This is a genomic window from Joostella atrarenae (assembly GCF_021764745.1).
Classification (GTDB): Bacteria; Bacteroidota; Bacteroidia; order Flavobacteriales; family Flavobacteriaceae; genus Galbibacter; species Galbibacter atrarenae.
Window position 1 is genome coordinate 180314 of record NZ_JAETXX010000006.1, and the last position, 13573, is coordinate 193886.

Consider the following 13573-nt stretch of genomic DNA (forward strand, 5'->3'; position numbering starts at 1 on the left):
ATTAAGGCTTATTCTTACTGATTTTCGAGAAACCTAAAGCAGACTTAATAGTTTTTCAGGAAGCTATTAATTTAATTTTAACGTATGATTTTAATTGTAGATAGTGGTGCAACAAAATCTGATTGGATCGCATTAGATGAAGAAGGGAACAAGTTATTTGTAACAAAGACCTTAGGGTTAAGTCCTGAAGTATTAACAAAGGAAATTATAGACGAACGTCTAGCAAATAATTTTGAACTCTATAAACATCGTAAAGAAGTAACACAACTATATTTTTATGGAGCTGGTTGTGGTACAGATAGAATGCGAAAATTTTTAAAAGGTATTTTTGTAGAGTACTTTCCTGAAGCTAAAATTTCAGTAAAAGAAGATACATATGCTGCTATTTACGCTACTGTAGATCCAGATCAACATGCAATTGTATGTATATTGGGAACTGGTTCTAATTGTAGCTATTGGGATGGTAAAGAATTGTTCCAGAAAGTAACCTCACTAGGATATATTTTAATGGACGATTGTAGTGGTAATTATTTTGGAAGACAACTTCTAAGAGATTTTTACTACCATAAAATACCAAAAAAATTAGCCGAGAAATTTGCAAGTGAATACGATCTAGAAGAAGATAGTATAAAAAATCATTTGTATAAGCAACCGAATCCAAATACCTATTTGGCAACGTTTGCTAAGTTTTTGATCCAAAACAAGGATGAAGAATATTCTCAAGCTTTAATCAGAAAGGGAATGCAGTTATTTATAGATAACTCTATTACCCAATTTGAACAAGCAAAAGATGTTCCTGTTCATTTTATTGGAAGTATTGCTTATTATCTACAAGATGAGTTAAAACAAGCGCTTTCTGAAAATGGATTGTCTATTGGTAAGGTTTTAAGAAGACCTATTGATGGATTAGTGGAATATCATAAATCTGTTCTTTTTGAATAGTATATAAAATATATAATTAAAAGGCTGCTTACAAGATTCTAAGCAGCCTTTTTGTTTTGTAAATAATTCAACGAAGCGCTATTTTTATAGCTTCAAAGCATATAAGTATGAATATTATTTAATATTCTCTTCGAAAAATAAACTTTGATTCCCAACGCGATCTACCGCAGTAATTCCAACTTTTATTAAAGGATTTTTAGAGTCCCCTTCATAAAATGGGAGTGAGGTTGAAAAATCATTTCTATTGAGTATTATATAATCCCAGTTTTTACCTTTGTATTTAAAGTAAACAACATATCTAAATATTTCTTTTTTTGTAGAATGTTTCCATTCTAAGTTAATGATTTCATCTTTTTGCTCGACTCTCAAAGTAGGTTGCAGTGGAGGGATGTTGTCTAACCATGGACTAGGCGGAACGATAGTTTTTTTAGCATATGGCTTTTCTTTAATGGCTATAGAAAGCGAATCATATTTAATGAGAGGACCTATACTCCAATGTACGGATCCTTTGCTTTTAGGTGTTATTCCTCGAGTTATCATAATTTGATTGATAACTTCATCCGCATTTTTTTCTCCTCCTCCACGATCCATTTTTATACCTGGCCAAAGATGTCTTTGTTGAGTGTTTTCATTTTCCCACCAGCCTAGTAGTTCAGGAAAGCTTTGTCCAATCTTATTGGTTTCCCAATATAACTGTGGGGTAAAATAATCAATCCATCCTTTATTAAGCCATAGTTTAGCATCTGCATAAAGTTTATCATATTGATCAAATCCAACAACAGACTGAGGATATCCAGGTCTCCATATTCCAAATGGACTTAAACCAAATTTTATAGAAGGATTTTCTTCTTTAATAGCTTCATAAACCATTTTTATAAAACTGTTCACATTGTCTCTTCTCCAATCGCCTCTAGAAAGTTCCCCGCCTGAATTTAAATATTGTTGCCAACTTTTGTCATCAGGAAAATCTTTACCATTATTATAAGAATCATATGGATAAAAATAATCATCAAAATGTACTCCGTCGATATCATATCTCTTTACAATATCTTTAACTACTGCTAGAGAATGTTCTTTGGTGCCTTCTAAGGAAGGGTCCATCCAATACATTCCATTCTCGAGTTTTACTACAAGCTCTGGATGCATTTTTACGATAGATTTTTCGGTAATTTGTTTTCCTTGAGTATGATGAGCTCTATATGGATTAAGCCATACATGAAGTTCAATACCCCTTTTATGAGCCTCTTCAATCCAGAATTCTAATGGGTCGTAATATGGAGATGGAGCTTCACCTTGTTTTCCAGATAAATAATAAGACCAAGGCTCTAAGTTGCTTTTGTACAAAGCGTCTGCTTGTGGTCTTACTTGAAAAATGGCAGCATTATAGTTATGTTGCTCTAAAAAATCTAAAAGTTTAATAGCTTCGTCTTTTTGCACTTTCGTAGAAAGGCCTGGTTTACTTGGCCAGTTGATATTTGCCACTGTTGCTATCCAAGCGGCTCTAAATTCCTCAATATTATAGGGAGTTTTTGGGTTCCAAATTTGATTACGTTGTTTTTTGTTTGATAGGTTTACGCCATCTTTTTTATTATAGTATGTTAAGGTTGCCTCAGATTTACAAGAGATTATAAATAAGAAAAGGAGTAGTGAGTAAATTATTTTTTTAGTCATTGTTAAGTGTTGGAAGGAATATTTAAATTTAATTATATTAAAATCATATAAGCTCTCCTTTAAAATAAGAGAACTTATATGATAGTTTCTATAGTTACCAGCCAGGGTTTTGTTCTAAAACAACTCCTTGGTCGCTGTATAGTTTTATTTGGTCTAATGGAATAGGGCTTAAATAAACTCTAGGATTGTCGAAAACTCTAGCTGATTCTTGGGCTGATGCTGGGATAATATATCCTTGGTCACCTTCCGTAAGACTAATACTTTCGAGATTAGCATCTGGATAATCAGATTTTACAATCCAAGCACCTCTATTTATATCTTCATTTTCAATCATATCTGTATATTCGAGCTTTTTCCACCTTCTTAAGTCGTCTAATCTAAAGCCTTCCATCATCAGTTCTATTCTTCGTTCTCTTCTTATTTCCCAAAGAATAGGAGTTACATCAGAATCTCTATTAGGGTCATCGTAGGTTGTTCCGTTTACAGCAACCGAGGATCCTGATACTTGTAAGTGAGGTAAATTAACCCCTGTTCGATCTCTTAATACATTGATAGAAATATTTATATCTTGTTGGGATAGAGAAGGGCCTCCAACAGAAGCTAACTCTGCTGCAGCTTCTGCATAATTAACTAATACCTCTCCATATCTAATTATAGGGGCATCTGTTGGATTTAGATTTGAACTGCCTTCTGGGTCATCTTTTATTTCTTCATTTAAAAACTTATGAACAGCATAACCAGTTGTAGAGAAATTGAAGTCTATTCCATTTATTCTTAAAACATTAGGTACAAAGGTTTCATACATCCTAGCGTCTCTGTTGGACATAGCATTCTCAACTCCCATATCACCTTGATAAGCAGGAGATATATCGATTGGAAGACCATCATTAGCTAAATAAGATTCAAAGGCATTTTTAGAAGCCCCTGTTTGTGGTTCTTTATTATTATAACTATTTAGAGAGTGAGTTAATAAGCCTGCTTCATATTCTCTAAATAAAATCACTTCTGGGTTACTAGCTAAATCTAAAGAGTTAAAAACATTTCTATAATTACCTAAAGAGTAATTACCACCATCTATTACTTGTTTTGCCGCCCATTTTGCAGCTTCTAGATATTCTGCTGCTTTACTAGTGTTATTTTCATGATATTTTTGCCATGTACCTTCAAATAAGAATATTCTTGACATATAGGCTAGTACAACATCTCTGTTCACTTCACTTCCTTGTGCATCAACTGTAGTTCTTACATTATTTGCAGCAAACTGGAAATCTTCTAGAACTTTATCCATAACGAAAGATCTATCGTCTCTTTCTTTATATAACAATTCTGAATCATTTTCGGACAACTCCTCATCGTAATAAGGGACATCTCCAAACCTGTTAACTAGATCGTGATACTCCATTCCTCTGAAGAATCTTCCAACACCTGTCCAATGGTTAATTGCTTCTTCTTCCATCGGAACAGTCTGAACTCTATTAATAAAAATATTTGCTTTTCTAACGTAGCTAAAAGACCAACCTCCTCCAGAGGCAGGTACTTGTTGTTGAAATTGAGGTGGATTCGTAGGAGCAAAATCATCATTTAGAGATTGTCCAGAGAAATAGCTACCCCAAGTATATCCAGAACCATATCCCCTAAAGTATCCTGTATAAAACCCAAAGGCAAAAGTTCTTACATTTCCTTCATTTGTCCAGTAGGTTTCATCAACTAGTAAATCTTTTGGAGGCTGATCTAAAAAATCATCTTCACAACCAAAAAATGATATCAAGGATACTAGAATTATTGATAATCTATATATATTTTTCATCGCTTACATTTTTAAATTAAAAAGTTAATTGTAGACCAAAAGATAAAGATCTTCTGAATGGATATACTCTCCCGTAAGAAGAGGTGTCGTTTAGCCCCGCAGTAGTGTAGTCTACTTCAGGGTCTACTGGAATTTGACTTCCTGTAAACTCAAATAGATTTTCTCCACTAAAATAAACTCTAAAACGCTCAATATTTATTTTTGAAGTTAACGATTGTGGAATGGTGTAACCAAAGGTTAAGTTTTTCATTCTTAAGTAAGATAAGTCTAATAAATATTTAGTTTGTGGCAAAAAGTTCATAGAGCCATTAGATTGTTGTTGGTCATTAGGCCTTGGGTAATATGCATCGGTATTTTCTGGTGTCCAATAATCCAGTTGGTGCTCATACCATGCTTCTGCATAGCGATATCCAGGAATAAAAACAGGACCATTAGCCCAGAAGTCTCTTTTCCCAACACCTTGCATAAAAAAACTTAAATCGAAACCTTTCCAATCTGCTCCAAATTGAAAACCATATTGATAGCGAGGTGTAGTATTTCCAATAACTTTCATGTCGCCAGTATCTCCAACAGTAGCAGACCCATAATCAATTACTCCGTCTCCGTTTTGATCTTTATATTTAATATCTCCTGGTCCATAATTAAACCATCCATTAGTTTCATATAGCTCTTGGCTAGGTACTCCGTCTGCATAACTTCCGTCAGAATTAAAATCTCCTTCATTAAAGAAACGATCAGTCTCATACCCCCAAATTTCTCCTAGTTGCTTTCCTTCGTAGTAGGAGTAAATACCTTTAGTAGTATTTGCATATTTTGTTATTTCCTCTTTATAATCACTTAAGGTGGCAGTAGCATTGATATTTAGTCCGTTTTTAAATTGATGTCTAAAATTAATAGCTAGTTCCCAACCAGTGGTTTGTAATTCTCCGTAGTTTCTAACAGGAGATGAGGTTCCAAATGAGCTAGGTAATGTTACTCCAGGACTATGCATATCTGAAACTGTACGCTCGTACCAATCGAAAACAACACCTAGTTTGTCGTTAAAAAACTTAGCGTCAAAACCAAGATCTAATGTTGTGATTGTCTCCCAAGTTAGAGATGAAGGTATAGCTCCAGGTGTTCCTGTGGTTACTTGGTTCTGTCCATCTATAAGCCATCCAGAATTATACGATGACATTATTCTGTAAATGTTTGATAGATAAGTATTTTGATTTCCTACTGAACCGTATGATCCTCTGAATTTAAAAAACGACAAGGTAGGTTTTAGGCTTTCCATAAATTTTTCCTCAGTTATAACGTATCCAGCTGAAAAGGAAGGGAAATACCCCCATTTTTTATCACTCGATAATCTTGAAGAACCATCATATCTTGCATTAACCTCTAATAATATTTTATTTTTATAGCTATAATTAACACGGCTGAAGAAACCTAACGTAGTCCACTTATCTCTATCACCACCAACAAATTGATCTCCTGTTGCTAAATCTAACTCTCCTTGATCAGGGTTTAATAGATTTCTTCTTTGTGAATATTGAAACCAATCTTCATATTCTTCTAAATCCCCACCAACTGTAAATTTAAAATCATGTACGTCATTAAAAGAAGCACTATAATTAGTAAACATTTTTGCCGTATTTCTTCTACTCCATTCAGAATTGTACTGTACCCTATCGTAAGCAGGGCTGCTATATGGACCATATGAAAAATCTGCTCCTTGGGCCCAAAAATTATAAGCATAAAGAGTACCACCTGTTTGATGTTCATGCTCCTCTTCTCTGTCATGTGTGAAATCAAGGTTGATGGACAAATCTTTGATTGGTTTAATAGTAGTACCAAGATTTAATCGAGATAATGAATAATCTTTTTCATTCATTTTTGCTTGTTCAACTTCAGATATATGATTTCTAAATGGTTTTCCATCTACTGTACCGTAAGGATAGTACGCTGGCCATCTAGTGGTGTAGTACCATGCATCGTAAGTTGCAGAACCAAATTTAAAAGGTTCTGTGGTGATAGAATTTGTGTTTAAAACTTTTGCTCTTATATCTAACCAGTCTGTAACGCTTGTATTAATACTCAAATTAACATTATAGCGTTTGTATTCATCAGGGTTCGTTTTATAAACTCCACCTTGATTTAAATATCCTAATCCTAAATAGTAGTTAGTACGTTCGCTTCCCCCTGAAACAGAAACATCATGCTTTTGTTGTAATGCCCAATCATCTACAAACATTTCTCCAGGATCCCAGGATCTATAAAAAAATAGTCTTCCGTCTCTTACCTCATAATCACGTCCTTCAACCATTTCCATTCCTAGATCTTGCCCTCCATAAAGGTTTTCCCATTCTTTCATTTTTTCAATAGCAGTTTGGTCTAAGTACATTCCGACCAATCCAAAAGCATCTAAAGAAGGAATTCTTCTATTGACAGCAGCAAAGGCCATTTCTGCTCCTTCTGCTGCTGGAGCAACTTTAGGGGTTTCTGTAGGAGTTGCCCATGAAAAGTTGTTTGAGTAGCTCACCGTAGGTGTTCTTTGTCTATTACCACTTTTGGTTGTAATAAGAATAACTCCCCAAGCCCCACGAGCTCCGTAAATAGAAGTAGAAGCAGCATCCTTTAATACAGATATATCTTTTACATCTTCTGGATTAATGGATTGTAAACTCGGAATTTCAACATTATCGACTAAGATAAGTGGGCTAGCTCCTCCTGAAGTACCTAAGGTACCTACTGAACCACGTAGCTTAATAATTGGATCTTGCCCAATTTGTCCACTTGCTGATTGAATTGTTAACCCCGGAGACACTCCTTGTAGTCCTCTTCCTATATCTGTTATGGGTCTTGATTCTAATACCTTACTATCAATAGTAGCTACAGCACCAGTTAAATTTCTTTTTTTCTGATTACCATAACCTACTACGACTACTTCATCTAAACCTGTAACGTCCATTTTTAGCTCTACACTGATATATGATTGTCCTTTAATAGGCATTTCTAGTGTAATATAGCCTAGGTACGAAAACACTAAGGTACCATTCGATTGCGAGGCAATGTTTATGGAGTACTTACCGTCAAAATCAGTAGCAACACCATTTTTTGTTCCTTTTTCTACAACGCTTACTCCAGGAAGTGGGACTCCGTCAGAATCTAATACACTACCTGTAATTGGTCTGGTTTGTCCCATTAGGGATAAGGATGAAATAATTGCAAAAAACAGCAATAATTTGTTGAGTTTTTTTTTCATAACTAGTTCTTTAAGTTGGTTTGTTGTGATATAAAACATTTATTTTCAATGCATTAATTTATTTTTTTAAAATTGTTAAATAAATGTTATATCATTAAAATTAAAAATAAATTTATGAAAAATGCTTTTTTTTGCAACTTTTGTTTGTTTTTTGCAACTTTTTACAATAAAAAGTAAAAACTATTCTTTAAAATGGTATTTTTATTATTTTTATATAGTTTAATTGTGATATGTTAAAAGCAGAAAGGAAGCAGATTATATTAAATGAAGTTCGAATTCATAATCGAATTTTACTTAATGATATTTCAGAGGTTCTCAAGGTGTCAGTGGATACAATTAGGAGAGATGTTACTGAACTGCATAAGGAGAATAAATTAAAGAAAGTTCACGGAGGGGCTATATCACTTGGTTTTGATAATTATAATTTTAAAAGAGATGATATTTATTCTCTTGAAAAAAAATCTAAAATAGCAGCAAAAGCAATAAATTTAATTAAAAAAGGTCAAGTCGTTTTATTAAGTGGAGGAACAACTAATATGGAATTGGCAAGACTATTACCTCCAGATCTTCATATAACATGTTTTACTCCAAGTCTTCCTGTGGCAAATCTTTTACTTACTAAACAAAATATTGAGCTTATTTTTATAGGGGGGAAAGTTTCCAAGAGCTCACAAATTTCTATCGGAGGAGAGGCGTTAAATTTATTATCTAATATTAAGGCGGACATTTGTTTTTTAGGGACTAATTCTATTGATGTTAATTTTGGGTTGACTGAATTTGATTGGGATATAGTTCAGTTGAAAAAAGCGATGATTCGAGCATCTAAGAAAGTCGTTTGTCCAGTAATTTCTGAAAAATTGAATACTATTCAACGTTATAAAATATGTGATATGGAGGAAGTCGATATTTTAATAACTGAGCTACCATCAAATAGTAATAAGTTGAAGGCTTTGAAGGAAAGAAAAATCTTACTTATGTGATTTTAAAGCATGAAATTTAATTTGAAAACTTATTTAATATTCTCTTCGAAAAATAAGCTTTGATTCCCAACGCAATCTACCGCAGTAATTCCAACTTTTTCAATTTTATGTTTGTTAGCATTTGTTACGGGGAGTCTGTATGAGATATTGCTTTCATTTAAAATAATGTAATCCCAACCTTTCTCAGCATATTTATAATAAAGTACATATTTAGAAATATCCTTTTTATTGGGGTGATTCCATACCATATTTACTTGTCCTGCTCTTAAAGTTACATTTATATTTGGCCTTTGTGGTGGTGTATTATCTAACCATGGGCTAGGAGGGACTAATGCTTTTTTAGCATAAGATTGTTGTTTAATGCCTTCTGCTAGCGATTGGTATTTTAAAAGAGGACCGATGCTCCAATGAATAGCTCCTTTGCTTTCAGGAAGAATCTCTCGAGTTAGTTTCAGTTGATTTACAATCTCTATGGTATTCTGTTCATCTCCATCAAGATCCATTTTTAAACCAGGCCATAAGTGTCTATGAAGTGTGTTTTCTCCTTCCCACCATTTTAATAAATCAGGGAAACGCTGTCCCTCTTTATCTATTTTCCAATATAATTGTGGAGCGATATAATCTATCCAGCCTTTGTTGAGCCATAATTTTGCATCAGCATAAAGTTGATTATAAGCATCAAAACCTACAACAGATGCAGGGTATCCTGGTCTCCATATTCCAAACGGACTAATTCCGAATTTGACATCTTTTTTTTCAGTTTTTATCGCTTTGTAGACCATTTCTACAAAACTATTTACATTGTCTCTTCTCCAATCACCTCTAGAAAGTTTACCGCCTGATTTTAAGTATTGTTGCCAACTCTTATCATCTGGAAAATCTTTTCCATTGTTATAAGAATCATATGGGTAAAAGTAATCATCAAAATGTACTCCATCGATATCATATCTCCTTACAATATCTTTAACTACTGCTAGCGAGTGGGCTTTAGTTTCTTCCAAATAAGGATCCATCCACCACATTCCGTTTTCTAATTCTACAACGAGTTCAGGATTCTTTTTTACGATGGAGACGTCACTTATCTCATTATTTTTAGAATGATGTGCTCTGTATGGGTTAAGCCATACATGGAGCTCAATACCTCTTTTATGTGCCTCTTCAATCCAAAATTCTAAAGGGTCGTAATAGGGAGAAGGTGCTATTCCTTGCTTTCCAGTTAAATAATGAGACCAAGGCTCTAGCGTACTTCTATATAATGCATCTGCTTGTGGTCTCACTTGAAAAATAGCAGCATTATAATTATGGGTTTCTAAGAAATCCAAGAGCTTTACAGCTTCATCTTTTTGTGCTTCCGTAGAAAGCCCTGGTTTACTTGGCCAGTTTATATTTGCCACTGTTGCTATCCAAGCAGCTCTAAATTCCTCTATATTAATTGGAGTTTTGGCGTCCCATTTTTTGTAGACTCCGTTTTCGTTAGGGATACTCCAATCTTCATTTTTTTCAACAGGAGCTTTAGGAGGCTTTGGGGTAGTTGGTTTTGTAGCTACCTTGGTAGATTTACAAGATGCACATATTATAATAAGCGCTACTATTCTAAAACTAAATTTTAGTAAAGACTTCATAAATACAAAATTGACGGTATAGAAAGTGTATCTATTTTTTACTGAAAACGATTCAGTTAAAAAAAGAAATTACTTTTAAAATAGAATAGAGGAGTCGCTAATAAGTTTATTGGGGTAACTATTATTTAACAGCAATCATAGAAATTTCTACGTTTACACTTTTTGGTAGTGTTTTCACAGCAACTGTTTCTCTAGCGGGAGCAGTAGCTTCATCAAAATAAGCTCCGTAGATAGCGTTTATTTTAGCAAAATCGTTCATGTCGTTTAAAAAAATAGAACTTTTCACTACATTCTCAAAGGTCATATCAGCAGCAGAAAGAACAGCTTCTAAGTTTTTCATAACTAATTTCGCTTCGTCTTCAACACCACTTGTAATTAATTCATTAGTTTCTGGATTGATGGCAATCTGACCAGAAATAAAGAGGGTGTCGTTTGCTAAAACAGCTTGGTTGTATGGTCCTAATGGAGCTGGTGCTTTATCGGTGTTGATTATTTTTTTCATCTGAAAAATGTTTTATAAATTATAATGTTTTGTCTGGTTCACTTCTCTTTTCCCACTTAAGGTCACTCAACATAGAAGACTTGATTCCGATGAAGAAAAACCATGATGCTCGAGAGCTAAATGGTACCCAGTTAAAGTTAAGTCGGAAACTCTTTAAATCTCTCGCAAACCTTAATTGTGTGTAGGTAAATCCGTTGTTTTTAAAATCGTAACCAGAAGATACTCCTACTTTCCATTGTGGGGTAAGGTCTATATTCCCTGAAAACATCAGGGAGTTGTTGGTAATTTCATTCTGCCTATTGCTATTGGAATAAGTTAAGGAGTATGCGAGCCTTAAATCCCAAGGGAGCTTTGCAGAATAAGCCTCTGTGGGCACTTCTTCTTTATCTTCTTTATCTTCGTCAGCAAAAGTACGATCGTCACTAAAATCTTGCGCACGCCCAAATAAATCATCATCACGACCACCACTTTCTGTGTTGTCCATCTTCTTTTTATCATCATCACCAGAGAAAGTCTTGCTATTAATAGAATAACTAACATTCATATTGGCGCTTGTCATTCTAAATAAACTCCCTCCATTTTCGTAGTTAAAAAGGTCTATTCTCGTACCATTATTATCAATGGCGTAAGGATCTAAAGTAGCACCGAAGTTAACACTCATTTTATTTTGAAAGAACTGTGTACCTCCACTAACTCTAACGGGGCTCCATGGAAGAGAATCTGCAACAATGTTATATCCTGTGCTAAAGTTTAAGTTGTTAAGCAACATCACTTTTTTAGGCTCTGTGGCTGTAGTATCTTTATCTCTTACTTTGGCTTCTACAACATTACTTAGCGAAAGACCAATGTTATTCGAGTTACTTAAGCTTGGAGTACCATATAGTCCGTCTTCAAAAGGGGAGTATAGTTGTTTAACTCCGTCCTCATCTACATATTCATCGTAATACTGCTCAAAAGAAGGTGTGTATCCATAACTTACAGAAGGCCTCATGGTATGCCTAATAGCCTGTATTTTTTTATCTTCACCGAAATTAAAAGTACCATAAAGAGTGGTTCCTATACTAGCATTTAAATTGTATGTTCCAAAACGATCAAATCCACTTAGCGTATCGATGGTAGCATCTTCTAGTAATTCATCGTAGTCATTACGCTTTATGGTTTTTAATTGCCAAACTTCATTATAATTTGCTCCTACGGAAGTACTAAAGAATTTAAAGATTTTAAAGTTTGTGCTAATCGGAATGGTGTGTTGAAAAGCAGACTTCGCATCATCAAACATTTCACTTTTAAAAAGCAACGTATCTATTGTACTAATTCTATTTTCTGCCTTGAAATTATATTGAAAATTCACATTTTGAATAATTCCCCTTTTGGTACCATCCTTTTTTGCAAACGGATAAATACGTTCCATGCTTGCTTGTAAACTAGGAAGCGTCATGTTTACCGATTGGTCGTTCGTATTTTGCTGAATGGAAGTAGTGGCATTTAAATTCACCATCGGGTAGGATGGAAAAGTTTTGTTATATGAAATGGACGACTGCAAGGTGTTATTCAAGAAATTCGGTGTATTCAATTGGTTAAAAGAATCTTGGTAATACTGGCTACTACCAAAGTTAACAGAAGCAGAAAGTCTTGAATTTGGACTTGCTTTTGCGTCTTGACTATGATTCCATTGAATATTGTAAATAGTTCCCCTGCTATAATCTGGGAAACCACGCTGGCTGGTTATATTATTTTCATACCTAAGCCTCACAGATCCACGGTACCTATACCTTTTAGCATAGTTGGTTTCTGTTCGCAATCCATAACTTCCGTTGGTGTAATAATCCCCAAGAACAGCAAGATCAAAATAGTCACTAATAGCAAAATAGTAACCTCCATTCTGTAAGGAGTATCCTCTAGAATTGGTTTGTCCAGGTGTAGGCATTATAATCCCAGAATTTCGTCTTTCTTGAGACATTGGAAAATATGCAAAAGGTACCGCTATTGGTGTCGGTACATCTGCAATATACATATTACTAAACCCAGCTATAATCTTTTTATTGGGAACAAATTTACCCTTACGAACTCGTATATAATAATCAGGATTGTCTACATCTTCCGAAGTAGTTATTTTTCCTTCCTTTAAAAAATATACAGAGTCATTTTCTTTTTTTACAATCTCCGCAAAAACATTCATAGATTCTCCAACAGATTGCTCCGTTCTAGAATTGAAAATAAGAGCTTTCTTGGTGTCGAAATTAAACCGAATAGAATCGGGTTCTATAACACTGTTTCCTTGTTTAAAGTATGGAGGTTGTGATAATTCTCCTGTAGAATCTTTAATTCGACCAGCATAAACTTCGTTGGTTGTATAGTCAATCACTATTATTCCTGATTTCAATTCGTAATCTTGGTAATAGATTTCTGCCTCATTATACAGGTAGATTTTCTTCTCCACCCGACTCATTTTCATGTAATCTTTAGCCTTGTATTTTATTTTTCCTTGAAGAAAACCTTGTTTTGTAGTGTCTTTAGCAATCGTATCTCTTGCTGTGGTATCTATTACAGCAGTATTCGTCAATACTTCGTCAGCACTAATGTTTACAGTGTCTTTTGGTTCTTCTTGGAACTGAATATCGAGTGCTTGAACCTGAGGTCTTTCTTGCGCATAAAAGACACCACTGATAAACAGAGTGAATAGCGCTAAAAGTATGTTATGTTTCTTTGCTTGCAAAGCTTTTAATCCTATTTTTGTATAAAGAGTGGCGCGGTTTTTGCCCTGCCAAACATACGCATATTTTTTTGTCTGTTTGTTATACATTA

At 34.3% G+C, this 13573-nt stretch carries 8 protein-coding genes; 2 read left to right on the top strand and 6 right to left on the bottom strand.

From position 1 onward, the window contains the following. Positions 1-84 precede the first annotated feature (84 nt). Positions 85-942, top strand: a complete 858-nt coding sequence (locus JM658_RS10800) for an N-acetylglucosamine kinase (RefSeq protein ID WP_236959275.1) — start codon at positions 85-87, stop codon at positions 940-942. A 114-nt stretch (positions 943-1056) separates the two neighbouring features. Here JM658_RS10800 and JM658_RS10805 read toward each other — a convergent pair whose 3' ends face one another. From JM658_RS10805 to JM658_RS10815, 3 genes are all read right to left on the bottom strand, one after another. Beyond that, positions 1057-2613, bottom strand: coding sequence for a glycoside hydrolase family 10 protein (locus JM658_RS10805; protein ID WP_236959276.1), 1557 nt, complete (start codon positions 2611-2613; stop codon positions 1057-1059). 94 nt (positions 2614-2707) lie between these two features. Further along, positions 2708-4420 (bottom strand): RagB/SusD family nutrient uptake outer membrane protein, encoded by a 1713-nt coding sequence (locus JM658_RS10810; protein ID WP_236959277.1) that lies wholly within the window; start codon positions 4418-4420, stop codon positions 2708-2710. A 16-nt stretch (positions 4421-4436) separates the two neighbouring features. After that, positions 4437-7664 carry a SusC/RagA family TonB-linked outer membrane protein gene (locus JM658_RS10815; RefSeq protein WP_236959278.1) on the bottom strand — a complete coding sequence of 1076 codons (3228 nt, stop codon included), beginning with the start codon at positions 7662-7664 and terminating at the stop codon, positions 4437-4439. A 230-nt stretch (positions 7665-7894) separates the two neighbouring features. Here JM658_RS10815 and JM658_RS10820 point away from each other — a divergent pair, with 230 nt between their 5' ends. Continuing rightward, a complete protein-coding gene (locus JM658_RS10820; RefSeq protein WP_236959279.1) occupies positions 7895-8644 on the top strand; it encodes a DeoR/GlpR family DNA-binding transcription regulator in 750 nt (249 codons plus the stop codon). Positions 8645-8673: 29 nt separating this feature from the next. On the opposite strand, the gene JM658_RS10825 is transcribed toward JM658_RS10820, so the two are convergent. From JM658_RS10825 to JM658_RS10835, 3 genes are all read right to left on the bottom strand, one after another. Then, positions 8674-10266: a glycoside hydrolase family 10 protein gene (locus JM658_RS10825; RefSeq protein WP_236959280.1), complete on the bottom strand. Its 1593-nt coding sequence runs from the start codon at positions 10264-10266 to the stop codon at positions 8674-8676. Between the two features lie 121 nt (positions 10267-10387). After that, positions 10388-10768 (bottom strand): Rid family detoxifying hydrolase, encoded by a 381-nt coding sequence (locus JM658_RS10830; RefSeq protein WP_236959281.1) that lies wholly within the window; start codon positions 10766-10768, stop codon positions 10388-10390. 19 nt (positions 10769-10787) lie between these two features. After that, positions 10788-13571, bottom strand: a complete 2784-nt coding sequence (locus JM658_RS10835; RefSeq protein WP_236959282.1) for a putative LPS assembly protein LptD — start codon at positions 13569-13571, stop codon at positions 10788-10790. Positions 13572-13573: the final 2 nt, after the last annotated feature.